This is a genomic window from Aquabacterium lacunae, from assembly GCF_004310865.1.
Classification (GTDB): domain Bacteria; phylum Pseudomonadota; class Gammaproteobacteria; order Burkholderiales; family Burkholderiaceae_C; genus Aquabacterium; species Aquabacterium lacunae.
Map to the genome: position 1 here is coordinate 228,143 of NZ_SIXI01000001.1, position 24,671 is coordinate 252,813.

Annotated in this window: 22 protein-coding genes and 2 tRNA genes; 10 read left to right on the forward strand and 14 right to left on the reverse strand. The window is 65.0% G+C overall.

Annotated elements, in window-relative coordinates; genetic code table 11:
- Window positions 1–75: 75 nt before the first annotated feature.
- The 8 genes from EYS42_RS01045 to infC form a co-directional block, all read right to left on the reverse strand.
- Complete coding sequence (locus EYS42_RS01045) at window positions 76–555, reverse strand: MerR family transcriptional regulator (RefSeq protein WP_130966494.1); 480 nt, start codon at window positions 553–555, stop codon at window positions 76–78.
- Between the two features lie 267 nt (window positions 556–822).
- The gene (locus tag EYS42_RS01050) at window positions 823–1,182 is read right to left on the reverse strand and encodes an integration host factor subunit alpha (protein ID WP_207301082.1); all 360 of its coding nucleotides are present in this window, start codon (window positions 1,180–1,182) and stop codon (window positions 823–825) included.
- Window positions 1,183–1,207: 25 nt separating this feature from the next.
- The gene (pheT, locus tag EYS42_RS01055) at window positions 1,208–3,640 is read right to left on the reverse strand and encodes a phenylalanine--tRNA ligase subunit beta (RefSeq protein WP_130966017.1); all 2,433 of its coding nucleotides are present in this window, start codon (window positions 3,638–3,640) and stop codon (window positions 1,208–1,210) included.
- Between the two features lie 45 nt (window positions 3,641–3,685).
- On the reverse strand, window positions 3,686–4,720 hold the full coding sequence (gene ahr / locus EYS42_RS01060; RefSeq protein WP_130966018.1) for an NADPH-dependent aldehyde reductase Ahr: 1,035 nt from the start codon (window positions 4,718–4,720) through the stop codon (window positions 3,686–3,688).
- A 112-nt stretch (window positions 4,721–4,832) separates the two neighbouring features.
- Entirely contained in the window at window positions 4,833–5,873 is a 1,041-nt protein-coding gene (gene pheS / locus EYS42_RS01065) for a phenylalanine--tRNA ligase subunit alpha (protein WP_425358857.1), read from the reverse strand.
- Window positions 5,874–6,012: 139 nt separating this feature from the next.
- Window positions 6,013–6,372, reverse strand: coding sequence for a 50S ribosomal protein L20 (rplT, locus tag EYS42_RS01070; protein ID WP_130966020.1), 360 nt, complete (start codon window positions 6,370–6,372; stop codon window positions 6,013–6,015).
- Between the two features lie 57 nt (window positions 6,373–6,429).
- Window positions 6,430–6,633 (reverse strand): 50S ribosomal protein L35, encoded by a 204-nt coding sequence (rpmI, locus tag EYS42_RS01075; protein WP_009517525.1) that lies wholly within the window; start codon window positions 6,631–6,633, stop codon window positions 6,430–6,432.
- 150 nt (window positions 6,634–6,783) lie between these two features.
- Complete coding sequence (infC, locus tag EYS42_RS01080; RefSeq protein ID WP_425358858.1) at window positions 6,784–7,347, reverse strand: translation initiation factor IF-3; 564 nt, start codon at window positions 7,345–7,347, stop codon at window positions 6,784–6,786.
- Window positions 7,348–7,727: 380 nt separating this feature from the next.
- On the opposite strand from infC, the gene EYS42_RS01085 reads away from it, so the two are divergent.
- Complete coding sequence (locus EYS42_RS01085) at window positions 7,728–10,322, forward strand: response regulator (RefSeq protein WP_165456596.1); 2,595 nt, start codon at window positions 7,728–7,730, stop codon at window positions 10,320–10,322.
- Here the strand turns inward: EYS42_RS01085 and thrS are convergent.
- On the reverse strand, window positions 10,306–12,225 hold the full coding sequence (gene thrS / locus EYS42_RS01090) for a threonine--tRNA ligase (RefSeq protein ID WP_130966022.1): 1,920 nt from the start codon (window positions 12,223–12,225) through the stop codon (window positions 10,306–10,308). The two genes, EYS42_RS01085 and thrS, sit on opposite strands and share 17 nt — an antisense overlap.
- A gap of 293 nt (window positions 12,226–12,518) precedes the next feature.
- Between thrS and EYS42_RS01095 the strand changes: the two genes are divergently transcribed.
- Window positions 12,519–13,046, forward strand: coding sequence for a nucleoside deaminase (locus EYS42_RS01095; RefSeq protein ID WP_130966023.1), 528 nt, complete (start codon window positions 12,519–12,521; stop codon window positions 13,044–13,046).
- Between the two features lie 78 nt (window positions 13,047–13,124).
- Here EYS42_RS01095 and EYS42_RS01100 read toward each other — a convergent pair.
- Window positions 13,125–13,200: transfer RNA gene (locus EYS42_RS01100), tRNA-Gly, on the reverse strand.
- A 226-nt stretch (window positions 13,201–13,426) separates the two neighbouring features.
- Here EYS42_RS01100 and EYS42_RS01105 point away from each other — a divergent pair.
- Both EYS42_RS01105 and rrtA read left to right on the forward strand, forming a co-directional pair.
- Window positions 13,427–13,515, forward strand: a tRNA-Leu gene (locus tag EYS42_RS01105).
- Window positions 13,516–13,534: 19 nt separating this feature from the next.
- Window positions 13,535–14,188 (forward strand): rhombosortase, encoded by a 654-nt coding sequence (rrtA, locus tag EYS42_RS01110; RefSeq protein ID WP_130966024.1) that lies wholly within the window; start codon window positions 13,535–13,537, stop codon window positions 14,186–14,188.
- A 97-nt stretch (window positions 14,189–14,285) separates the two neighbouring features.
- On the opposite strand, the gene aceA is transcribed toward rrtA, so the two are convergent.
- Together aceA and EYS42_RS01120 are read right to left on the reverse strand one after the other, a co-directional pair.
- Window positions 14,286–15,602: an isocitrate lyase gene (aceA, locus tag EYS42_RS01115; RefSeq protein ID WP_130966025.1), complete on the reverse strand. Its 1,317-nt coding sequence runs from the start codon at window positions 15,600–15,602 to the stop codon at window positions 14,286–14,288.
- A gap of 198 nt (window positions 15,603–15,800) precedes the next feature.
- Window positions 15,801–16,982 carry an SGNH/GDSL hydrolase family protein gene (locus EYS42_RS01120; protein ID WP_165456597.1) on the reverse strand — a complete coding sequence of 394 codons (1,182 nt, stop codon included), beginning with the start codon at window positions 16,980–16,982 and terminating at the stop codon, window positions 15,801–15,803.
- A 216-nt stretch (window positions 16,983–17,198) separates the two neighbouring features.
- Here EYS42_RS01120 and aptA point away from each other — a divergent pair, with 216 nt between their 5' ends.
- Entirely contained in the window at window positions 17,199–18,509 is a 1,311-nt protein-coding gene (gene aptA, locus EYS42_RS01125) for an omega-aminotransferase AptA (RefSeq protein WP_130966027.1), read from the forward strand.
- A 74-nt stretch (window positions 18,510–18,583) separates the two neighbouring features.
- Here aptA and ppa read toward each other — a convergent pair whose 3' ends face one another.
- Window positions 18,584–19,111, reverse strand: coding sequence for an inorganic diphosphatase (gene ppa / locus EYS42_RS01130; RefSeq protein WP_130966028.1), 528 nt, complete (start codon window positions 19,109–19,111; stop codon window positions 18,584–18,586).
- A 231-nt stretch (window positions 19,112–19,342) separates the two neighbouring features.
- Between ppa and phaP the strand changes: the two genes are divergently transcribed.
- The 3 genes from phaP to EYS42_RS01145 all read left to right on the forward strand — a co-directional run bounded on the left by phaP (window position 19,343) and on the right by EYS42_RS01145 (window position 21,589).
- On the forward strand, window positions 19,343–19,894 hold the full coding sequence (gene phaP, locus EYS42_RS01135; protein ID WP_280960170.1) for a TIGR01841 family phasin: 552 nt from the start codon (window positions 19,343–19,345) through the stop codon (window positions 19,892–19,894).
- 163 nt (window positions 19,895–20,057) lie between these two features.
- Window positions 20,058–20,807, forward strand: coding sequence for a leucyl/phenylalanyl-tRNA--protein transferase (aat, locus tag EYS42_RS01140; RefSeq protein WP_245503452.1), 750 nt, complete (start codon window positions 20,058–20,060; stop codon window positions 20,805–20,807).
- Window positions 20,804–21,589, forward strand: coding sequence for an arginyltransferase (locus EYS42_RS01145; protein WP_130966030.1), 786 nt, complete (start codon window positions 20,804–20,806; stop codon window positions 21,587–21,589). Before aat ends, EYS42_RS01145 begins: the two co-directional genes overlap by 4 nt.
- On the opposite strand, the gene EYS42_RS01150 is transcribed toward EYS42_RS01145, so the two are convergent.
- Window positions 21,543–22,313, reverse strand: coding sequence for an SIMPL domain-containing protein (locus EYS42_RS01150; RefSeq protein ID WP_245503453.1), 771 nt, complete (start codon window positions 22,311–22,313; stop codon window positions 21,543–21,545). The two genes, EYS42_RS01145 and EYS42_RS01150, sit on opposite strands and share 47 nt — an antisense overlap.
- A gap of 185 nt (window positions 22,314–22,498) precedes the next feature.
- On the opposite strand from EYS42_RS01150, the gene ompR reads away from it, so the two are divergent.
- Window positions 22,499–23,236 (forward strand): osmolarity response regulator transcription factor OmpR, encoded by a 738-nt coding sequence (ompR, locus tag EYS42_RS01155; protein ID WP_130966031.1) that lies wholly within the window; start codon window positions 22,499–22,501, stop codon window positions 23,234–23,236.
- A 101-nt stretch (window positions 23,237–23,337) separates the two neighbouring features.
- The gene (locus tag EYS42_RS01160; protein ID WP_130966032.1) at window positions 23,338–24,666 is read left to right on the forward strand and encodes a sensor histidine kinase family protein; all 1,329 of its coding nucleotides are present in this window, start codon (window positions 23,338–23,340) and stop codon (window positions 24,664–24,666) included.
- The last annotated feature ends 5 nt before the right edge of the window (window positions 24,667–24,671 follow it).

Sequence of the window (24,671 nt, forward strand, 5' to 3'; positions counted from 1 at the left end):
AAACTATAGCACGGTTTTTGTTGTTTTCGCAAGCGAGCTGCAAAAGTTGCAGTGATTGCGGAGGGCCACCGCAACTCAGCCCAGGATGTCGCGAATGGCCAACAATTCGGCACGCATGGCCTCGACGGCCGCCGGATGCTGGGCTGCCAGCAGGGCCATGTCGATGCCGTGCCAATGCGCCACCGGCTCTGCGCTCACCAGTGCGGCACCTGTGGCCACAGCCCGCTGCAAGGGTGTGGATTGGCGGTCCACCGTCGGCGTCATGTCCGACGCAGCGCCGGCGGCAGACGCATGCGAGATGTGGTCATGCAGCTGGTTGCGGGCGCCACTGATGGTGAAGCCTTGCTCGTACAACAGCTCACGGATGCGGCGCACCAGCAGCACTTCGTGGTGCTGGTAGTAACGGCGGTTGCCGCGCCGCTTCATGGGCCGCAGTTGCTGGAACTCCTGTTCCCAATAGCGCAACACATAGGGCTTCACGCCACACAGGTCGCTGACCTCACCGATGGTGAAGTAGCGCTTGGCAGGAATGGGCGGCAGCACAGCGGCAGGCAGAGCGGCGGGCACACCAACGCGCGCCTCCTGGCGACCGGCATCGACCGCAGCCGGCCGGTTGAGGGCACGCGCACGAACCTTGGGTGCCGCCACGGGAACTGTCGGCGAGCTCCCACTGGGCGCAGCCACGCTCACGGCGTCATCGACCTGCTGATCAAGATCTTCCTGACTCACCTTGCCTCACCTCACCTGGGGCTTGACGGGCGCCGCGCCATGCATCGCGCCGGCGGGCAGACCTCTCCCGGCGGCAACGCCGGGACGTGCACTTTACTCCAGATCCTCGCCGGCCGGAATGTCACCTTGCACCATCGACTTGAGCTTGGCGCTGGCGTGAAAGGTGACCACCTGACGGGCCTCGATGGGGATGACTTCACCCGTGCGCGGATTCCGCCCGGGGCGCGCAGCCTTCTGGCGGATCTGAAAGTTGCCAAACCCCGACAGCTTCACGTCATCGCCCTTGGCCAGAGCCTCGTGCACCAGGTCGAAAAAGGCTTCGACCATGTCTTTCGATTCGCGCTTGTTCAGGCCCAGGCGCTCGAAGAGCAGGTCCGACAGTTCGGCCTTGGTCAACGTGGGCGTTTCGAGCGTGGGCATCAGGCCCGGCATGTCACTGAGCTTGTCGTTCATGGTCCTTGGCCTCCTGGGTGTGTGCTCAGGCGCGCACGCGCGCGCCGGCCTTGTCGCCCACGCTGGCCAGCACGGCCTTCATGGCGGCGTCGATGCGCTCGTCGGTCAGGGTCTGCTCGTCGTCGCGCAGTTCCACCCGCACGGCCAGGCTGCGCTCGTCGTCGGCCATGCCGGCCACGGGCTGCTTGGGCTTGTAGATGTCGAACAGGCGTGCGCCACGCACCAGGCCATCGGCATCGGCCGAGGTGATGGCCGAGATCACGGTGTCGTGGGCGGTGGTGTCGGCCACCACCAGGGCGAGGTCACGGAACACCGACTGCATGCGCGGCACCGAGGTGAAGGCCGGCACGGTGCGCTGCGTCAGGGCCGAGGCATCGAGCTCGAACAGCACCGGCGCGTTGGGCAGGTCATAGGCCTGGCGCCACTTGGGGTGCAGCTCGCCGATCACGCCCACGGCCACACCGTCAACCGACACCTGGGCACAGCGGCCCGGGTGGAAGGCGGGGTGCTCGACAGCGGTGAAGGTGGCCTGACGCGGGGCCAGCAGCGACTCGACATCACCCTTCACATCGAAGAAATCGACCGTGCGCGAGGCCACGCCCCACTGCTGGGCGTCGGCCGGGCCATAGGCCAGACCCGACACCTTCACGGGCTGGTCAAAGCCACCCACGGTGCGGTCGGTGTCCTGCACGGACGCGTCTTTGCGGAACACGCGACCGATTTCAAAGATGCGCACGCGGTCGGCAGTTTTGCGCGACAGGTTGGTGCGCAGGATGTCGATCAGGCTGCCCACCAGGGTCGAGCGCATCACGGCCAGCTGGCTGGCGATCGGGTTGAGCACGCGGATGGGGGCGGTGTTGCCGGCGAAGTCGGCTTCCCACTTTTCTTCCACGAAGCTGAAGTTGATGGTTTCCTGATAGCCACGAGCGGCCACCATGCGGCGCACGGCGTACAGGCCGCGCTGCGCCTCGGGGCGCGCTTCCGACACCACGGGGGCCTTGGGGGCACGCTGGGGCAGCTTGTCGAAGCCGATCACGCGCACCACTTCTTCGATCAGGTCTTCTTCGATCTGCAGGTCGAAGCGCCAGCTCGGCGGGTTCACGGTGAACTGCACGGCCTCGCCCTGCCCTTCCACCGTGAAGGCCAGGCCCAGGCGCTGGAACACGGTGGCCACCTGCTCCTGGCTCACGGGCATGCCGATCACGCGCTGGGCGCGCGACAGGCGCAGCACCACGGGCTTGCGCTCGGGCATGGCCAGTTGCTGGTCGTCCAGCGGACCGGCCTGGCCGCCACACACCTCCAGGATCAGCTGGGTGATGCGCTCGATGTACTGGGCCGTGGGGGCCGGATCGACGCCGCGCTCGTAGCGGTGCGAGGCATCGGTCGAGAAGTTGTAGCGACGGGCACGGCCGGCAATGGCCTTGGGCCACCAGAAGGCCGCTTCCAGGTAGATGTTGGTGGTGTCGTAGCCCACGGCGGTGGCGTCACCGCCCATGATGCCGGCCAGCGATTCCAGCTGGGCGTCGTCGGCGATCACGCCCACCTGCTCGTCCACCGTGATGGTGTTGCCGTTCAGCAGCTTGAGCTGCTCACCGGTCTGGCCCCAGCGCACGGTCAGGCCACCCTGGATCTTGTCGAGGTCGAACACGTGGGAGGGCTGACCCAGCTCGAACATCACGTAGTTGGAGATGTCGACCAGGGGCGACACCGAACGCTGGCCGCAGCGGGCCAGGCGCTCGACCATCCAGGCCGGCGTGACGGCCTGGGGGTTCACGCCACGGATGACGCGACCGCCGAAACGGCCGCACAGGTCGGAGGCCTGCACCTTCACGGGCAGGCGGCTGTCGATGGCAGGCACCACCGGGGCGATGGCCGGCAGCGTCAGGGGGGCGCCGGTCAGGGCCGAAACCTCGCGCGCAATGCCGGCCACGCTCAGGCAGTGGGCCAGGTTGGGCGTGAGCTTGAGCGTGAACAGGGTGTCGTCCAGGCGCAGGTGCTCGCGGATGTTCTGGCCCACGGGCGCGTCGTCGGCCAGGATGTGCAGGCCGTTCGACTCTTCCGACACGCCCAGCTCCTTGGCCGAGCACAGCATGCCCAGGCTTTCCACGCCGCGCAGCTTGCCCTTCTTGATCATGAAGGGCTTGCCATCTGCGCCGGGCGGCAGCGCAGCACCCACGGTGGCACAAGGCACCTTGATGCCGGGGCGCACATTGGGCGCACCACACACGATCTGCAGCACCTCGCCCGTGCCGGCGTCGACCTTGCACACGTTCAGTCGGTCGGCATCGGGGTGCTTGGCCACTTCCAGCACATGGCCCACGACGACGCCCGTGAAAGCAGGGGCCACAGGTTGCAGCTCTTCCACCTCCAGGCCGGCCATGGTCAGCAGGTCAGCCAGTTGCTGGGTGGTCAGGTCAGGGTTGCAGAACGAACGCAGCCAGGACTCGGGGAATTGCATGGAAAGGATCCTTGGGAATCGGGTGTCGTGGTGGGCGCGGCGCGATCAGAAATCGGCGTCCAGCACCACGCGGTAACGGGCCTTGCCGGCGCGCAGGTGGTCCAGCGCGTCGTTGATGCGGCTCATGGGGAAGTGTTCGGTTTGTGGTTCGATGCCATGGCGAGCAGCGAACTCGAGCATGGTGTCGATGTCCTGGCGCGAGCCGGTGGGCGAGCCCGACACGCTGCGCTGGCCACCGATCAGCGGGAAGGCCTCGACCTCCATGGGCTGGGGCAGGATGCCGACCAGGTGCAGGCGGCCATTGGGCGCCAGCGTGCTCATCAGGGCCTTCCAGTTGAGCATGACGTTGACGGTGACCAGCACCATGTCAAGGCGGCCAGCCACAGCCTTCATGGCCTTGGCATCGACGCTGGAGACCACCTGGTGCGCACCCAGGGCCAGGGCCTCGTCGCGCTTGCTGTCGCTGGAGGTGAAAGCCGTGACCTCGCAACCCCAGGCGCGGGCGAACTTCAGGGCCAGGTGGCCCAGGCCGCCAATGCCCACCACACCCACACGGTGCGTGGGCTTGATGTCGAAGTTCAGGAAGGGCGAAAACACGGTGACGCCGCCGCACAGCAAGGGGCCCGCCTTGGCAGGATCAAGTTTTTCCGGGATGGGGCAGGTCCAGAGCCAGTGCGCACGCACACGCTCGGCAAAGCCGCCGTGGTGGCCCACGATGGTGGGCTGACCGGCGCGGCACAACTGCGGCTCGCCGCCCAGGCAACTCTTGCAGGCCATGCACGAGCCGGCCATCCAGCCAATGCCCACCTTCTGACCCAGCTTCAGGCCCTTGGTGGCAGCGCCGAGGGCCACGACCGTGCCCACGACCTCATGGCCGCCGACCACCGGGTAGCCCGAAAAGCCCCATTCGTTGTCGATCAGGGACAGGTCGGAGTGACACAGGCCGCAATGCTCGACCTGCACCTCGACCTCTTCGGCGCCCAAGGGGCCCGGGTCGTACGAAAAAGGCACGACGGGCTTGGCAGCCTCTTGGGCAGCCCAGGCGCGAACATGGGTCGAAGCGGGGGTGGCAGTGGTCATGGTCATCTCCTCCGATCAGGTCGACTGCGGCCCGGCCAGCAGGCCAGGGCAAACGGTCGGGTGGCACACACGGCGCGAAACACCAGGCAGGCGCCCTGCCCGGCCCACGCGCTCACTGGAACTGCTGCAGGAAACGCAAATCGCCTTCGTAGAACAGGCGCAGGTCATTCACACCATAGCGGAGCATCGTGAGGCGATCCGGGCCCAGGCCGAAGGCAAAACCGATGTAACGCTCGGGGTCGAGGCCGAAATTGCGCACCACATTCGGGTGCACCTGGCCGGCGCCACCCACCTCCAGCCAGCGGCCCTTGAGCGGGCCCGAGGCGAAGGCGATGTCCACTTCGGCCGAGGGCTCGGTGAAGGGGAAGAACGAGGGGCGGAAGCGGATGTCCAGGCTGTCGGTCTCGAAGAAGGTCGAGAAGAAGTCGCCCAGCACGGCCTTGAGATCGGCAAAGCTGACGGCCTCGCCGATCCACAGGCCTTCGCACTGGTGGAACATGGGCGAGTGGGTGGCGTCGCTGTCGACGCGGTAGGTGCGGCCCGGTGCGATCACACGGATCTCGGGGATGCGCTCACCGCGGGCCAGGGCCTCGGCATGGGCCTTCACGTGCTGCACGGCATAGCGCACCTGCATGGGGCTGGTGTGCGTGCGCAGCAGGTGGCCACCTTCGACATAGAAAGTGTCGTGCATGGAGCGGGCGGGATGGTCTTCCGGCGTGTTCAAGGCCGTGAAGTTGAACCAGTCGGCTTCGATTTCCGGGCCGTCGGCCACGGCAAAACCCATCGAGCCGAAGATGCCTTCGATGCGCTCGATGCTGAGCGACACGGGGTGCAGGCCGCCCTCGCCGCGGCGACGACCGGGCAGCGTCACGTCCAGGCGCTCGGCCTGCAGTTGCTGCGCCAGTTCGGCATCGGCCAGGGCCTGGCGGCGGGCGGTCAGAGCTGCCTCGACCTGCTGCTTGGCCTGGTTGATGGCGGCGCCGCGGGTTTTCTTGTCTTCGGGGCTGAGGGCGCCCATGCCCTTGAGCAGCTCGGTCAGGCTGCCGGACTTGCCCAGGAAGCGGGCCTTGGCATTTTCCAGGTCGGCCGGCGTGAGCGCGGTGGCAAAGGCCTCCTGCGCGCTGTGCACGATGGCCAGGAGATCGCTGGGCATGTCGTTCATGTTCGGTGGGGTCGGGTGCTGTCGAAAAAAAAGGCCAACGTGTCCGTTGGCCTTTCGATCACCTGCCCTGCCGGCCAGCCAGAAGCTGAAGACAGGGCGGGCGCAGCATGTTCGCTGCTTGAGCTCGAGATCAGGCAGCCAGCGAAGCCTTGGCCTTTTCCACGATGCTGGCGAAAGCAGCGGGATCGTTCACGGCCAGGTCGGCCAGGACCTTGCGGTCGATCTCGATCGATGCCTTCTTGATGCCGGCGATGAACTTGCTGTAGGTCAGGCCCAGAGCGCGGCTGCCGGCGTTGATGCGAGCGATCCACAGGCGGCGGAATTCGCGCTTCTTGGCACGGCGGTCACGGTAGGCATACTGACCTGCCTTCATGACGGCTTGCTTGGCAATACGGAACACGTTCTTGCGGCGACCACGGAAACCCTTGGCCAGGGCGAGAACCTTCTTGTGACGAGCGCGGGCGGTAACGCCACGTTTGACGCGAGGCATGGAATGACTCCTTCAGCGTAAAAATCTAAACCAGAATTCGAGACAGCTGTTCGCGGCTTACAGGCCGGCGAAAGGCAGCATTTGAGCCATGTGGCCCATGTTGGTCTCGTGCACGTTGACGGCGCCGCGCAGGTGGCGCTTGTTCTTCGTGGTCTTCTTGGTCAGGATGTGGCGCTTGAAGGCTTGACCGCGCTTGACGGTGCCACCGGGACGCACGCGAAAACGCTTCTTCGCGCTGCTCTTGGTCTTCATTTTGGGCATGTTCTGCTCCTTTTAAATTGCTCCTGCCAGGCGCCACGGCCAAAGCTCTGCCATGTCTTGACAGCCTGCAGGGGCTTCGAGCCGCCAGCCAGTGACCAGACCAGCAAGCGGCAAAACCATAGATTGTAGAAGAAAAATCAGCCGCGTGGCTCACTTCTTCTTTTTGGGGCCCAGCACCATGATCATCTGGCGGCCTTCCAGCTTGGGCATGTTCTCCACCACCGAGCAGTCTTGCAGGTCGTCGCGCACGCGCTCGAGCAGCTTCAGGCCCAGTTCCTGGTGGGTGATTTCACGGCCACGGAAGCGCAGCGTGACCTTGCCCTTGTCGCCGTCTTCGAGGAATCGGCGCAGGTTGCGCAGCTTGATCGCGTAGTCGCCGTCGTCGGTGCCAGGGCGGAATTTGATTTCCTTGACCTCGATCACCTTCTGCTTCATCTTCGCATCGTGGGCCTTCTTCTGCTCCTGGTACTTGAACTTGCCATAGTCCATCAGGCGGCAGACGGGCGGGTCAGCCTGGGCAGCCACTTCCACCAGGTCCACATCGTGTTCGGCGGACAGGCGAAGCGCTTCCTGGATGCTGACGATGCCGAGCGGTTCGTTTTCCGGGCCGTTCAGACGGACTTCCGGTGCGGTGATTTCACGGTTCAGCCGGTGCTTGCGCTCGTCATTGCGCGTGCGGCGGTCGAAGAAGTTAGCGATGTCGAATTCCTTCAGGCGGACGCCTGGATCGCAGGACGGCCACCGACAAAACAAACACACGCGCCCAGAGCGCCTGGTCAGCGCCACCGGAACCACGCCGGCAACACGGACACATCAGGCCTGGCAGAGGATGTCTGAAGAGAGCTTCGGGGAAGTCATCGGGCGACATCACACCGAGGGATGAGCACCTCGGGCGCGCACGGCTTTCAGGCGAGCGCGCAACCAGCGGGAAAGCCCACCAGCAACACCCTGCACCTTTTTGCAGCAAATGCTCGCGCGATTCTATACGCGATGGCCATGTTGCGCAAATCAGACGCCACCGTGTCACCAGCCTAAGTGCTTGTTTGCAAAGCGCTTTGGTGATGCACTGGCAAGGTTTTCGCACCACGACCACCATGGCACTTCGGCTGCGTCTGATCACCACCCTGGGGCTGATGTCTGGCCTGATCCTGTGCTGGCTGCCCCTGCCCATCGGGGCCGCGGGCTCAGGCGTGCCAACGGTGCAGGCGGCTGCTCCGCCGCTGCGGGTGGTCACCGATGACAATTTTCCGCCCTTTGCCTTTCGCGATGCCGACGGCCGCGCCACGGGTTACGTGGTCGATTTCTGGCAACGATGGTCTCACCACACGGGCCGAAGGGTGGAGCTGACCCTGATGAACTGGGCGGAGGCCCAGCGCGCACTGCTCCGAGGTGAGCACGATGTCATCGACCTCATCTACCGCACACCCGACCGAGAAGCCTTGCTGGCGTTCAGCGCGCCTTACAGCGACATGCCGGTGGGCATCTACCGCCACATCGACATTCAAGGGGTGCGCGATCGGAGCTCGCTCAAAGGCTTTCTGGTGGGTGTACAGGCAGGTGACGCCTGCGTGGATGAGCTGCGGCGCGCGGGCATCCACACGCAACGGACCTACCCCAACTACACAGAACTGATCGCTGCAGCAGAGCGTCAGGAGGTTCAGGTGTTCTGCGCCGACCAGGCGCCGGCCCATCACTACCTGGCCCGAACAGGGCTGAATGCCCGATATCCACTGGCCTTCACGCTGTACACCGGCCGCGTTCACCGGGCTGTGCAGAAAGAACAGCACGCCTTGCTGCAGGTGATCGAAGCCGGCACACAGCGCATCCCGCCCGACGAACGCGCCATCCTGCGCAAGCGGTGGCTGCCCGACGAAGCTTCGCAGGATGCAAGATGGACCCCAGCCGCCACCTGGACGCTGGTCACCCTGCTGACGGGTGGCGGCGCCCTGCTGCTGTGGAACGTGGCCCTGAGGCGACGGGTGAGCGCCCGAACATCGGAGCTCACCGAAGCCCTGGCCCAGCTTCGGGTCGCCCACCAGGACACCTTGCTGGCCCAGGAGCACCAGGCGCAGGCCGAGCGTGACCGCTTGTTCAAGGTGCTGTACGAGCGAGCGCCCGTGGCCATGGCTTTCCAGCGTGGCGGCGAAGTGGTGTCGGTGAATCAGCGTTACCTGAGCTTGCTGGGCCTCAATGCCGACGACATTCGCGACCCGGCACGCTGGTTCGAACGCGCCTACCCCGACCCAGGCTACCGCCAGTGGGTGGTCGATCGGTGGGCAAAGGACATCGCCAACGCCCAGCACCACCAGGGCGAAGTGGTTGCCCGCGAATACACCGTGCACCGATCGGATGGCCTGCCCCTGACCCTGCAGATTGGCGGCCAGCTGCTCGACGATGGGCTGCTGATCACCTTGCTGGATGTGACCCCGCTGCACAGGGCCCGGGAAGCCGCCGAGGCAGCGAACCAGGCCAAGAGCCGCTTCCTGGCCACCATGAGCCACGAGATCCGCACGCCGCTCAATGCCATCATCGGCCTGAGCACCCTGCTGCAACGCACCCCGCTGAACCCTCAGCAGCAAGACCACCTTGTGAAGCTGCACGGCGCCAGCAAGCTGCTGCTGGGCATCATCAGCGACATCCTGGATTTCTCGAAGATCGAAGCAGGCAAGATGGACCTGGCGCTGCGCCGCTATGCCCCCCGAGAGGTGCTTTCGCAGGTGGCCTGGACACTGGAGACTCCGGCACATGACAAGGGCCTGACCCTGAACACCTGGGTGGACCCAGAGGTGCCCGACACCTGCCTGGGCGACCCTGTGCGCGTGGGGCAGGTGCTGCTGAACCTGGCCAGCAACGCCGTGAAATTCACTGAACGCGGGCGGGTGGACATCCGCCTGCTCTTGGCCTTGGACGACAGTGCGCAAGACCACGCCGGAGGCGACCCGTCGGCGCAGCCCATGCTGCGTCTGGAGGTTCAGGACACCGGCATCGGCATCGCCCCTGAAGCACAGGACAGGCTGTTCGAGCATTTCCACCAAGCCGACAACTCGACCACGCGGCGCCATGGCGGCACGGGTCTGGGCCTGGCGATCAGCCGCCGACTGGTCGAACTGATGGGCGGCCGGGTGGGCCTGCGCAGCGCCGTGGGCCAAGGCTCATTGTTCTGGGCCGAGTGGCCACTGCACGAGCCTGCCACCGAACCGAACACCCCCGTGCAGCCGGCAGCACCCACAACCAGCGCGCACCCAGGGGCGCTCACTGCGGTGCAGGCCGACCCGCAACCCGGAGAATTGAACACCGAAGGCCTGAACGGCCAACGCGTGCTGCTGGTGGAAGACAACCCATTGAACCGCGAGCTGGCCGTGGAGCTGCTTCAGCTGATGAACCTGGAGGTGCTGACTGCCGAACATGGCCAGCAAGCACTGGATGTGCTGGCGCGCGAATCGGTCGACCTGGTGCTGATGGACATGCAGATGCCGGTCATGGACGGGCTGGAGGCCACCCGCCGCATCCGGCAGGAGCCTCGCTGGCAGCAACTGCCCATCTTGGCCATGACCGCCAACGCGGCGCCCGAAGACCGCCAACGCTGCCTGGAGGCGGGCATGAACGAGCACCTGGCCAAGCCCTTCGAATTGTCAGCCCTGGCGCAATTGCTGCGCCACTGGCTGACATCGGTCAGCGACGGTCGCTGATGGCCTGCTGCACGGTCTGCACCAGGGCTTCGAGCGACATCACGCCCAGGTCCTGGTTGCCGCGGGCCCGCACGGCCACGGCACCGGCTTCCTTTTCCTTGTCGCCCAGCACGATGAAGTAAGGCACCTTCTGCACCGCGTGCTCGCGGATCTTGTAGGTGATCTTCTCGTTGCGGGTGTCCAGCTTGGTGCGGATGCCGGCCTTGGTCAAGGCCGCGGCCACTTCGCGGGCGTACTCGGCCTGGGCGTCGGTGATGTTCAGCACCACGGCCTGCACGGGCGACAACCACACGGGCAAGGCACCCGCGTGCTGCTCGATCAGGATGCCGATGAAGCGCTCCAGGCTGCCCAGGATGGCCCGGTGCAGCATGACCGGGTGCTTGCGGTCGCTGGCTTCGGTCACGTACTCGGCGCCCAGGCGTTCGGGCATCGAGAAGTCGACCTGGATGGTGCCGCACTGCCAGTGGCGGCCGAGTGCGTCTTTCAGCGTGTACTCGATCTTGGGGCCATAGAAGGCGCCGTCACCGGGGGCGATGGTGAACTCGCTGTTCGTGGCGCGCAGCGATTCCATCAGGGCGTTCTCGGCCTTGTCCCACACCTCGTCGGAGCCGATGCGCTTTTCAGGGCGCGTGGCCACCTTGTAGATGATGTCGGTGAAGCCGAAGTCGGCATACACCTTTTGCAGCAGCGCGGTGAAGTCCACGCACTCCTGCAGGATCTGGTCTTCGGTGCAGAACACGTGCCCGTCGTCCTGCGTGAAGCCGCGCACGCGCATGATGCCGTGCAGCCCACCCGTGGGCTCGTTGCGGTGGCACTGGCCGAACTCGCCGTAGCGCACGGGCAGGTCACGGTAGCTCTTGAGCCCCGAGTTGAAGATCAGGATGTGACCCGGACAGTTCATCGGCTTGAGCGCGTAGTCGCGCTTTTCCGACTCGGTGGTGAACATGTTCTCGCGGTACTTGTCCCAGTGACCGGTCTTTTCCCACAGGGTCTTGTCGATGATCTGCGGGCCCTTGACTTCCTGGTAGCCGTTGTCGCGGTACACCTGGCGCATGTACTGCTCGACCGCCTGCCACACCGTCCAGCCCTTGGGGTGCCAGAACACCACGCCCGGCGCGTGCTCGTCGATGTGGAACAGGTCGAGTTCCTTGCCCAGCTTGCGGTGGTCGCGCTTTTCCGCCTCTTCCAGACGGGTCAGGTACAGCTGCAGGTCGTCCTTGCTGGTCCAGGCCGTGCCGTACACGCGCTGCAGTTGCTCGTTGCGGTGGTCACCGCGCCAGTAGGCGCCGGCCACCTTCATCAGCTTGAAGTGCTTGAGCTTGCCGGTGCTGGGCACATGGGGGCCACGACACAGGTCGGTGAAGTTGCCTTCGCTGTACAGCGACACGTCTTCCCCTTGGGGGATGGCCTCGATCAGCTCGGCCTTGTAGTGCTCACCCAGACCCTTGAAGTAGCTCACAGCCTCATCGCGCGGCAGCACCTTGCGGGTCACGCGCTCGTCCTTCTTGGCCAGCTCGGCCATCTTCTTTTCGATGGCAGCCAGGTCTTCGGGCGTGAAGGGGCGTTTGTAGGCGAAGTCGTAATAGAAGCCGTCTTCGATGGTCGGGCCGATGGTGACCTGCGCCTCAGGGAACAGCTCCTTGACGGCGTAGGCCAGCAAGTGGGCGGTGGAGTGGCGGATGACGTCGAGGCCATCGGCGTCCTTGTCGGTGACGATGGACAGCGCGGTGTCGGCTTCGATCAGGTGGCTGGTGTCAACCAGACGGGCGGCATCACCGCGGCCCACGCGGCCTGCCAGCGCAGCCTTGGCCAGACCGGTGCCAATGGATGCGGCCACATCGAACACGGTGACCGGACCGGGAAATTCACGTTGGGAGCCGTCAGGCAGCGAAATGGTGATCATGATTTTGAATCGGACAGAAAAAAAGCGCGGAGGGCGCCGCGCTTTCCAGGGTTCGAACAAGGATGTGCGAAAGCAGCGGCCAGCCCACTAGACCTCGGGCGAGGTGAACAGGGAGGTGGGAGTTCGCGGTGTCATAACCTGGAGTGCCTTTCTACGGTCCTTACCTGGGTTGCACGAGGTGCGGCATGCACTTTGCTCACATTGTAGTGGAGCACCAACCCATGATGCTCTTTTGCCCTGCATGCAACTCAACGCCCATTCACGCCCATTCACCCTGACCACCGCGCACCACCATGACCCTCACGCAGTACCCCGCCCCAGACGAACGCACCGTGAACATCTGGCTGGGCTGGGCCCATGAGGTGGCCGAACGTGCGCAGGCGCAAGGCCATCACCCATTTGGTGCCGTGCTGGTGGGCCCGCAGGGCAATGTGCTCATGACCCAAGGCAATGTGGACACCGTGAACCACGCCGAAGCAGTGCTGGCGCGCCGGGCAGCCGAGCGCTTTTCGCCGCAGTTCCTGTGGCACTGCACTTTGGTGACCACCGTGGAGCCATGCGCCATGTGCGCAGCCACCCAGTACTGGGCCCACATTGGGCGGGTGGTGTACGGCATGGGCGAGCACCGCCTGCTGCAACTGACCGGCAACCACAGCGAGAACCCCACGCTGGCCCTGCCCTGCCGCGAAGTGTTCGCCCGCGGACAAAAAACTGTGGAGGTGGTGGGCCCGGTGGCCGCGATGGAAGATCGGATCGCCAGCCTGCACATGAACTTCTGGCAGCGCACGCCTGCGCCGACCGGACATGAACTGAAGGCGTGAACCACACGGAACTCACAACCAGCGGGCCGTGCTGACAAAGAAAAAAGGCAAGCCACCAGGCTTGCCTTTTCATGAATTTGGAGCGGGATAAGAGGCTCGAACTCTCGACCTATACCTTGGCAAGGTATCGCTCTACCAACTGAGCTAATCCCGCATTGCTTTTCAGCACTTCGCTGGTTTGATCGCGCTTGGTTGTTGCGATCAGCGAAGACCTGAACTATACATCGATTTTCACGACTTTGGCAAGTTAACACGATTTTTTTGTGCGCCAACGATGCGGGAACGCGCCACGCCAGCCCACCACACCCCCTGTCGCGGGGCCATCGGGGGCGCAAGCTGCGGCGCACAGACCGCGCACCACTACACTGTCGCCCTGCCAGGCCCTGGTGGTGAAATCGGTAGACACAGCGGACTTAAAATCCGCCGACCCCACAAGGTCGTGCCCGTTCGAGTCGGGTCCGGGGCACCAGGCACCTCACATCCCTTCCATGGAAGCGCAGCACGGCATGCCCCACTCGCGCCCGCCGCCCCTGGCGCCCCGAGACAGGCCCAGCCTGCCCCTGCTGGCATGTGCCGCTGCGGGCCCTGTGGCCTTGGCTGCGGCCGTGCATGCTGCGCACGCCGCCGGCATGACCCACCTGCCCCTGTTGCATGAGGCCGTGTCCGCCGGGCAGCCCTGGCGCCTGCTCACCGGCCACTGGGTGCACACCAACACCGCCCACCTGCTGCTGAATGCAGGCGGCTGGGCCCTCGTGGTGGCGGCGCACTTTCATGCCTGGCAGCGCATGAAAGGGGTCCAGCACCTGGTGGTGTGGACGGGCCTGTGCCTGCTGACCAGCACCCTTTTGCTCACCGCATGGCCCCAGGTCAGCCCCTACATGGGCTTGTCCGGCGTGCTGCACGGCTGGTGGCTGTGGCTGGCATGCCGATCGGTGCGCGACGGCGACACCGTGTGGGGCTGGGGCAGTCTGGCGGTGCTGGGCGGCAAGCTGGCCTATGAAGCCGGTGGCGCGCAGGGCGCCACCGCCGACTGGATCGGCGCGCGGGTGGCCGTCGAAGGCCATGTGTGCGGCGCCATCGCCGCAGCGGGCATGCTGCTGGCACACCACCTGCTGCGGCGCTGGCAAAGCCGCTCGCACTGAAGGCCACAGGCCTCGACAGGCCAAAAAAAACGGCACCCGAGGGTGCCGTTTTTGCAGAGCTGCTGAATCAGCCCACAGGCCTTGCGGCCTGCAGGGATCAGTGGAATTGCTCTTCTTCGGTCGAGCCGGTCAGGGCCTTCACGGAAGACGAACCACCTTGGATCACGGTGGTCACGTCGTCGAAGTAGCCAGCACCCACTTCTTGTTGGTGCGACACGAAGGTGTAACCCTTTTCGCGGGCAGCGAATTCGGGCTCTTGCACCATGTTGGTGTAGTGCTTCATGCCTTCGCCGCGGGCGTAAGCGTGGGCGAACTGGAACGTGTTGTACCAGTTGACGTGGATACCAGCCAGGGTGATGAACTGGTACTTGTAGCCCAGGGCCGACAGGTCTTCCTGGAAGGAAGCGATCTGCGAGTCGTTGAGGTTCTTCTTCCAGTTGAAGGAAGGCGAGCAGTTGTACGACAGCAGCTTGCCGGGGCAGGCAGCGTGCACGGCTTGAGCGAATTCGCGGGCGAAGCCGATGTCAGGCACGCCGGTTTCGCACCACACCAGGTCGGCGTAAGGAGCGTAGGCGACGCCACGGCTGATGGATTGCTCCAGGCCGTTCTTGACGCGGTAGAAACCTTCTTGGGTGCGCTCGCCGGTCACGAAAGGACGGTCGTTTTCGTCGCAGTCGCTGGTCAGCAGGTTGGCAGCTTCAGCGTCGGTACGGGCCAGAACGATGGTGGGCACGCCCATCACGTCGGCAGCGAAACGAGCAGCGATCAGCTTCTCGACGGCTTCACGGGTGGGCACCAGCACCTTGCCGCCCATGTGACCGCACTTCTTGACAGCAGCCAGCTGGTCTTCGAAGTGAACGCCAGCGGCGCCCGAAGCGATCATGTTCTTCATCAGTTCGAAAGCGTTCAGAACGCCACCGAAACCGGCTTCAGCGTCAGCGACGATGGGCAGGAAGTAGTCGATGAAGCCTTCGTCGCCGGGGTTGATGCCACGCGACCACTGGATTTCGTCAGCACGCTTGAACGTGTTGTTGATGCGGCGAACCATGGTGGGCACCGAGTCGTACGCGTACAGCGACTGGTCGGGGTACATGGTTTCCGAGGTGTTGCCGTCGGCGGCAACTTGCCAGCCCGACAGGTACACGGCTTCCAGACCAGCCTTGGCCTGTTGCATGGCTTGACCGGCGGTGATGGCGCCGAAAGCGTTCACGTAGCCCTTCTTGGCACCGCCGTTGACCTTTTCCCACAGCTTTTCAGCGCCGCGCTTGGCCAGGGTGTACTCAGGCTGCAGGCTGCCGCGCAGGCGAACCACGTCAGCGGCCGAGTAGCCACGCTTGACGAGCTTCCAACGGGGGTTTTCGGCCCAGTCTTTTTCCAGGGCAGCGATTTGCTGTTCACGGGTCAGTTGAGTCATGACGATCTCCGAGGGTTGAGGGGGGAGGTGCTTGAAAACGCGCCCATTCTAAGCACGAACGGTCGTTCTGCCAACACTTATGTCTTATATAAGACCTCAGGTTTACCCTGACACCACAGATCGGGGGTGCAACACCACCGAAAAGACACGAAAAAGGCGGCCCGGAGGCCGCCCTGTGCTGAAACGAACTGGCGACGATCAGGGCGCCACGGCAGTTCGGGTGAACTCGGCCCCCAGCACGCGGCTGGCCCAGTCGGTCGGGTGGTTCTTGTCCCAGAACAGGTACTTGTCAGGGTCAGCGCACACCTGAGGGACCACCTTGCCGCCCACGAACTTGCTGCTGTAGCAGGACTCGGTCACGTTGTAGCCCTCGGCCTGGATCTTGACGTACTGCTCACGCATGTAGGTCAGGGTGTCGAACACCTTGATCTGGATGCCCGGCATCTCGGCACGCGCCTGCTCGATGGCCTGCAGCATGGCCACCTTGGTTTCATCAGAGCGCCGTGCGGCTGCAGCCTTGTAGCCGGAGTCCTGCTTCTGGAAGGCGGTGGACTGCGGGGTCAGGCTCAGGTCGGGCATCAGCGGGATGAAGAAATGCCGAGCGCCGCGGGCATACAGCGCACGCAGGGCTTTGAGGTGATTGGCACCCACATTGCGCGACACCTGGCTGCTGAACATGTTCACACCCACGAAGTGATCGTTGGGGCCGGCCCACAGGAAGTACAGGGCGTTGGGGTCGTTCTGCACCTCGCCACGCGCGGCCAGGGTGCGGTGGTACTCGTCGATCTGGAATGTCATGCCCCGCTGCCACGACCAGAACGGCAGCAGGTTGCCCCTGCCCGACTGCCCGCCCGAAAAGCAGTAGTTGGTCAGCGGCAGTTGCAACTGGTTGGCCAGCACCTCGAGGGCCACCACACCATTGCTGAAGCGCCCCTTGTTGCTGGGGGCCTGGGGCATGCCCACACCACCCACCGCCTGCGTGAAGCGGAACAGGTTGCCGGTGTCGGACATGCTGTCGCCAAAAGCCACGATCTGTGTGTAGGGCGAGGCCATGTGCACGGCGTCAGGGCCAGGTGGCACCTTGAATGGCGGGTTGATGGCTGGCGGTGACATCAACGACCACTTGCGGGCACGCGGCAACCACTCTTCCACCGGACCGTAGTAGTCGCTCATGTAGGGGATGTTGTTGACGACCAGGCCCAAGGTGCCCAGGAATTCCTTGCTGGTGATCGGCAGCAGAAAGCCTGCATACATCGTGTCAGGGGTCAGGGTCGAACCCACCACCATGGCGGGGGTCACGGCACGCGCGCCGGTGAGGCCCGAACTCAACGCTGCGGCGACCAGCGCCACGCGCCAGCCCTTGAGAGCCAAAGTCTTCATGTCATCTACTCCATGGGTTTGTGTGTGAGGCGCCATCTGACTTCCGCGCCCCGCAGATGATTTTGAAATAACGGTAGGCGTTATAACTTCGGGTTTCCATGGAGCCCCACCCCCTCAGCTGCGTGGTGCAGGCCCGGTCTTTGCGTTAAGGTGATGTCAAGGCGCGGCGCCTGCACCGCGCTCTGAAATCTCTGGATTGCTGAAAGGACCTCTTGCATGACCGCCCGCACGGATGCCTTCTGGATGCCGTTCACGGCCAACCGTGATTTCAAGCAGGCCCCCAGGCTGTTGCAGCGGGCGCAGGGCATGCATTACTTCACCCCGGAAGGGCGGGAGGTGCTCGACGGCACGGCAGGCCTGTGGTGCGTGAACGCAGGCCACAGCCGACCCCGCATCGTCGACGCCATCCAGCGGCAGGTGGCCACGCTCGATTACGCACCGCCCTTCCAGATGGGGCACCCCCTGGCGTTTGAACTGGCCGAGCGCATGGTCGAGCTGTCGCCCCCCGGGCTGAACCGGGTGTTCTTCACCAACTCGGGCTCGGAAGCGGTCGACTCGGCCCTCAAGATCGCACTGGCCTACCACCGGCTCAAGGGCGACGCCCAGCGCACCCGCCTGATCGGTCGCGAACGCGGCTACCACGGCACCAACTTCGGCGGCACCTCGGTGGGGGGCATCGGCCCCAACCGCAAGATGTTCGGCAACGCGCTGTCAGGGGTCGACCACCTGCGCCACACCCATGACCTGACGCGCAACGCCTTCACCGTGGGGCAACCTGAACACGGCGCCGAACTGGCCGACGATCTTGAGCGCCTGGTGGTGCTGCACGACGCCTCGACCATCGCGGCCGTGATCGTCGAGCCGATGGCCGGCTCCAGCGGTGTGCTGCTGCCGCCCAAAGGCTACCTGCAGAAGCTGCGCGACATCTGCACGCGCCACGGCATCTTGCTGATCTTCGACGAGGTCATCACGGGTTTCGGCCGCCTGGGCTCGCCCTTTGGCGCACAGCACTACGGCGTCACGCCCGACATGATCACCTGCGCCAAGGGCCTGACCAACGGCACGGTGCCCATGGGTGCGGTGTACGTGAACCAGACCATCCACGACACCTTCATGCAGGCCAGCGGCCCCGGCATCGAGCTGTTCCATGGCTACACCTACTCGGGGCACCCCGTGGCCTGTGCCGCAGCCCTGGCCACGCTCGACACCTACGCCGAAGAAGGCTTGCTCACCCGTGGACAAGCCATGGAACGCGCCATGGCAGAAGCCGCTCACGCGCTCAAGGGGCTGCCTCACGTCATCGACATCCGCAACACCGGGCTGGTGGCGGCCATCGAGTTCGCGCCGCGCCCCAACGCCCCGGCCGGTCGGCGCGCCTTCGAAACCTTCCTGGGCTGCTGGGATCGTGGCGTGCTGGTGCGCGCAGCCGGCGAGAACATCGCCATCTCGCCGCCGCTGATCATCAACGAAGCGCAGATCGGCCAGATCTTCCAGACACTGGCCGAGGTGATCCCGACCGTGGCCTGAGCGCCCTGCCCCATCCGGGCAGCGGCCATGAAAAAAGCCGCCCGAGGGCGGCTTTTACTGAAGGCGTGAAGCGATCAGGCCTTGGCGACGTTGGCCAGACCGGTGATGACTTCCTGCTTGGCTTCGTCGATGCCGCCCCAGCCCTTGACCTTCACCCACTTGCCAGGCTCCAGATCCTTGTAGTGCTCGAAGAAGTGCTGGATCTGCTTGATCAGCAGCTCGGGCAGGTCTTCCAGCTTCTGCACGTTCTTGTACATCGGGCAGATCTTTTCGGTGGGCACGGCCACGATCTTCGAATCGCCACCGGCTTCGTCGTCCATGTGCAGGATGCCCAGCGGACGGCAGGCGATCACCACACCGGGGGGCAGCTTGAACGGGGTCACGACCAGCACGTCCACCGGGTCACCGTCGGCGGCCAGGGTCTGGGGCACGTAGCCATAGTTGCACGGGTAGTGCATGGCGGTGCCCATGAAGCGGTCCACGAACACGGCGCCGGTTTCATCGACTTCGTACTTGACGGGGTCGGAGTTGGCCGAGATTTCGATGATGACGTTGAAGACGTCGGGGGTCTTGGAACCGGGGGTGACGTTCAGCAGGCTCATGGTGAATGATGCTTGGGTTGGACAAGGGACGCAGGCCTCTTGGGCTGCGCGACGCGCAAGTGTAGGCGATCAGGTTTTAGACTCGGCAATCTAATGTATGTTGCAGCGCACAAATCACGCTTGCAAAGCCACGGGAGATCCCTATACTGAGAACCATGTTGCAGCGCAGCAAACCGATGTGGAGTTGATCGGGGCCGCGCGACACCTCTAACCCTCATACCGGAGATGATCATGCTGACTGCTGAACAACTGCTCGCCGCTCACAAAGCCAACCTGGACACCATGTTCAGCCTGGGTGCCAAGGCCTTCGAAGGCGTCGAGAAGCTGGTCGAGCTGAACATTCAGACCGCCAAGACGACCATGGAAGAAGCCGCCGAGCACGCCAAGGCTGTGCTGTCGGCCAAGGATGCCCAGGAACTGGTGGCCCTGCACAGCGCCCTGCTGCAACCCTCGGCCGAGAAGATCGCCGCCTACAACCGTCACCTGTACGACATCGCCACCGCCACCGGCGGCGAAGTGACCAAGGTGGCTGAGGGTCAGGTTGCCGAAGCCCAGAAGAAGTTCATGACCGTGGTCGACAACGCCGTGAAGAACGCGCCCGCCGGCACCGAAAACGCCGTCGTGCTGGTGAAGTCGGCCGTGGCCGCCGCCAACAACGCTTTCGACAGCGTCCAGAAGGCCGCCAAGCAAGCCGCCGATGTGGCCGAAGCCAACTTCCAGGCCATGACCAACACCGCCGTCAAGGCCAGCCAGGCCGCTGCCAAGGCTCGCAAGACCGCCTGATGTGCGTGTGAGGGCGCGTGCCAGCATGCGCCTCTGACGCCCGATTCCCTCGCTGGCCACGGGTGCCATTGCCAGCCGGGACGTACCAGTTGTCTCCTCGGTACCCAGTGAAATCTTTTCACCGTACCTTAGCCTGGTGGCTTGCCACCAGGCTTTTTTTTCTATGCTTGCGACCATGATCGAATGGCTGACCGAGCAAGACCCCTTCCCGCCCACACGCCTGGCCCTGGGCCCGGACACCGACGCCCCCGGCCTGCTGGCCGCAGGGGGTGAACTCTCGGTTGCACGCCTGCAGCAGGCCTACCGCCAGGGCATCTTCCCCTGGTTCGGCCCGGGCCAGCCCGTCATGTGGTGGAGCACGGCGCCCCGCATGGTGCTGCCGGTGGCCGACTTCCGCCTGACACGCTCGCTGCGCAAGACCTTGCAGAGGTTCCGCCGCACGCCGGGCTGTGCCGTGCGCATCGACACCGCCTTCCCCCAGGTCATTGCCCACTGCGCCGGCACCCCGCGCCCCGGGCAAGATGGCACCTGGATCGTCGAGGGGGTTCAGCGCGCCTACCTGGACTGGCACCAGCAGGGCCAGGTGCACTCGTTCGAAACCTGGGTGGATGGTGAACTGGTGGGCGGGCTGTACGGCATCAACCTGGGGCGCATGTTCTATGGCGAGTCGATGTTCGCGCTGCGCACCGACGCCTCCAAGATCGCGCTGGCCGCCCTGGTGTGCTTCTGCCGGGCCCACGGCATCGAGGTGATCGATTGTCAGCAGGAAACCTCGCACCTGGCCTCGATGGGCGGCAGCGCCTGGCCCCGCGAGGCGTTTGAATCTCACCTCAAACGGGTGGTGGATCTGCCACCTCCGACCGATTGGACCTATGATGAATCTCTCTGGTCCCATCTGTTCGAGACGGCGTGACCCACCTCAAAGACCTGCCCCTGGCGTCGCTTCAGTTCTACGCCACCGCGCCTTACGCGTGCAGCTACCTGCCGGACCGCACGGCACGCTCGCAGGTGGCCACCCCCAGCCACGCCATCAATGCCGACGTCTATTCCGGCCTGGTGCTCAATGGCTTTCGGCGCAGTGGCATGTTCACCTACCGCCCGCACTGCGACGGTTGCCAGGCCTGCGTGCCCATGCGGATCCCGGTGGCCCGCTTCGAGGCCAACCGCAGCCAGCGCCGCGCCTGGAAGGCCCACGAGGCCCTGGAAGCCCGGGTGATGCGCCTGTGCTTCGTGCCCGAGCATTACCGCCTTTACCTGCGCTACCAGGCCCACCGGCACAGCGGCGGCGGCATGGACCAGGATTCGATCGACCAGTACACCCAGTTCCTGCTGCAGAGCCGCGTGAATTCTCGCCTGGTGGAATTCCGCGAGCCTGCCGACCCCAGCGGCCAGCCCGGTGCCCTGCGCATGGTGTCGATCCTGGACATCCTGAACGATGGGCTGTCGGCCGTGTACACCTTCTACGACCCGCAGGTGCCCGCCAGTTACGGCACCTACAACGTGCTGTGGCAGGTGCGACAGGCCGCGGAGATGGGCCTGCCGCATGTGTACCTGGGCTACTGGATCCCCGACAGTCCCAAGATGGCCTACAAGGCCAACTTCCGGCCTTGCGAGGTGCTGCAGAACGGCCAGTGGGTCGAGCCCCGCCTCAGCGAGGGGCCGATGCCGCAGGGTTCAGCACCATCGAGCCGCTGACCGACACCGACACCACACCCTTGCCCGGGGCCACCGGCAGCGGCGCGTCGGCCATGGACTCGGCCTTGACCGAGCGCATCAGCATGGGCTGCACACCCTGGTCAAAGCCTGGCTCACCCGACTGGATGCTCAACTCACCCACCCCGTAGCCGGGTGCGCCGAAGGCCTTGGCCACATCGTGCGCCTTGGCCTGCCAGCGGCCGATGGCCTGGCCCAGCAAGGCCGATTCGGCCGATTCACGCGCAGCCCTCGACAGGCCATACGCCACCTGCTGCACGTTCATGCTGGCCGAGAGCTTGCCCGCCAGCTGACCGATGCCCGCCATGTCCTGCCCTTCCAGCAGCAACTGGGCGTTGCCTTGCCAGCCCACGATGCGCCCCTTGTTGTCGTAGCGCGGGAACATCGAAAACGCGCCCGTGCGCACATCGATCTGCCCCGGGCGAGCAGCGCGGCGGGCTTCGGCCAGGGCCGCATCGAGCACCTGCTTGAGCTGGGTCTGCACATCGGTGGCCTGGCTGCCATCGCGCGTGACGCCCAGGGTCACGGCCAGGGTGTCCTGGGCGATTTCCTGGGTGGCCGAGGCACTGAGCTGCACCACCCCGCGGGCCGGGCCCACAGGCTGCGGTGCCACGCCTTGCGCCTGCGCGCTGGCGGCTGTCAGGCAAGCGGCCAGGCCGGTGGCGAGCATCAGGGCACGGTGGTGGGCAACAGGGGTTCGGGGCATGCGGTCTCCAGTGCAATGCAATTGAAAAGGTGGTGTCAGCACAACGCATTGTGGCCTTTGGCGGATGACCGGCGTCAGGCCTTTCACGATCCCGCAAGATTTGTAACAAGCGGTCAGGGCGCTGGCGGCGGCCGGGCCAAAGTGGTCACAATCGGCGCTGTTACAAATTCGTTGAGGACCGGACCATGAACGCCAACGCCCCCACACAGCGCCCCGACCGCGTCCTGGTCGTGGACGACGACGCCCGCATTCGCGACCTGCTGCGTCGCTACCTGAGCCAGGAAGGTTTCGAGGTGCTGCTGGCCGAAGACGCCAAGGCGCTGAACCGCCTGTTGACGCGCGAAACGGTCGACCTGATCGTGCTCGACCTGATGCTGCCGGGCGAAGACGGCCTGTCGATCTGCCGCCGCCTGCGCGCCGCCAACGACGTCACCCCCATCATCATGCTGACGGCCAAGGTGGAAGACGTGGACCGCATCGTGGGCCTGGAGGTGGGTGCCGACGACTACCTGCCCAAGCCCTTCAACCCCCGCGAGCTGCTGGCCCGCATCCACGCGGTGCTGCGCCGCCGCCCCGCCATGGAAGCGCCGGGCGCGCCGGCCAAGGAGGCCCAGTCGGTCAACTTCGGGCCCTTCGAGTTCGACCTGGCCCTGCGCCGCCTGAGCAAGGAAGGCGAGCCGATCTCTTTGACCACGGGCGAGTTCTCGATGCTCAAGGCCCTGGTGCGCCACCCCCGCCAGCCTTTGAGCCGCGACAAGCTGGCCCAACTGGCCCGAGGCCGCGAGTTCGAGCCTTTTGATCGCAGCCTGGACGTGCAGATCTCGCGCCTGCGCAAGATGATCGAACCCGATCCCTCGCAGCCGCGCTACATCCAGACCGTGTGGGGCGTGGGCTACGTGTTCGTGCCGGACGGCGGCAACTGAGGCCACGCCTGCGGCGTCCGTGCAGCATGATGTGCGGGCCGAGTCTTTGTTGAGTTGTTGCCGACCCGCCCTGCCCCGATCTTCCTGCCCGTTTGCCCTCGATGCCGAAAAACCGGTTTGCGCTGAGCCTGTTCTGGCGCACTTTCATTCTGCTGGGTCTGCTGCTGACCGTCAGCATCATTGCCTGGGTGCAGACCTTCAAGGCACTCGACTTCGAGCCGCGTGCTGTGCAGGCCGCCCAGCAGATCGCTTCGCTGGTGAACCTGTCGCGGGCGGGCCTGCAATATGCCGACCGCATCAACCGCGTCACCCTGGTCAAGACCATCTTCGACCAGGAGTCGATCACACTGAAACCGCGTGAGCCCAGCGACCGCTACGAGCCCTTCGAGACCAGCCGCTTCAACGAGATGATCTCGCGCGAGCTGCACATGCGCATGGGCGAAGACACCGTGATCGCCGGCAGTGTGAACGGCGTCAAAGGCCTGTGGGTGGGCTTTCAGATCGAGCAGGACCGCTACTGGCTGCAGGCCGACCCCACACGGGTCGAGCCCATGACCACCCGCACCTGGTTCATCTGGGTGGGCATTGCCTTCGTGGCCACCATGCTGGGCTCGGCCGCCATTGCACGGCTGATCAACCAGCCTCTGCGCGACCTGTCGTTCGCAGCCAGCCGCATCCGCGAAGGCGAGTACGACTCGGTGCTGGACGAAAGCATGATCACCCGCGAAATCCGCGAAGTGAACCAGGGCTTCAACCGCATGGCGCGCGAGCTGGCCAAGGTGGAAGAAGACCGCACCGTGATGCTGGCCGGCATCTCGCACGACCTGCGCACCCCGCTGGCCCGCGTGCGCCTGGAAGCGGAAATGAGCGTGGCCGACGAGGAAGCGCGCCGCAACATCGCAGCCGACATCGACCAGCTCGACGCCATCATCGACAAGTTCATGGACTACGCGCGCCCTGGCGACAGCAAGCTGGTGCCGGTGCATGTGTCGAGCGTGGTCGACAAGGCCATCAGCCAGTTCCGTGACACCAAGCGCATCAAGATCTCGGCCAAGCTGCCCATCGACACCAAGGTGATGGCCGACGAAACCGAACTGAGCCGCGTGCTGACCAACCTGTTCGAGAACGCCCGTCGCTACGGCCGCAACACCTACACCGGCGTGGCCAATGTGGAGGTGAGCTACACGCGTTCGGGCTCGTGGGTGATCTTGAGCGTGCGCGACCACGGGCCCGGCGTGGCCCCTGAAAAGCTGGCCCAGCTGACCACGCCCTTCTTCCGGGGTGACGCCGCCCGCACGGCGGCATCAGGCGCCGGACTGGGCCTGGCCATTGTGGAAAAGGCCCTGCAGCGCATGGGCGGCGGGCTGGAACTGGCCAATGCACCGGGTGGTGGGCTGCTGGCCCATGTGCGACTCAAGCGCGCGAGCTGAGCCCT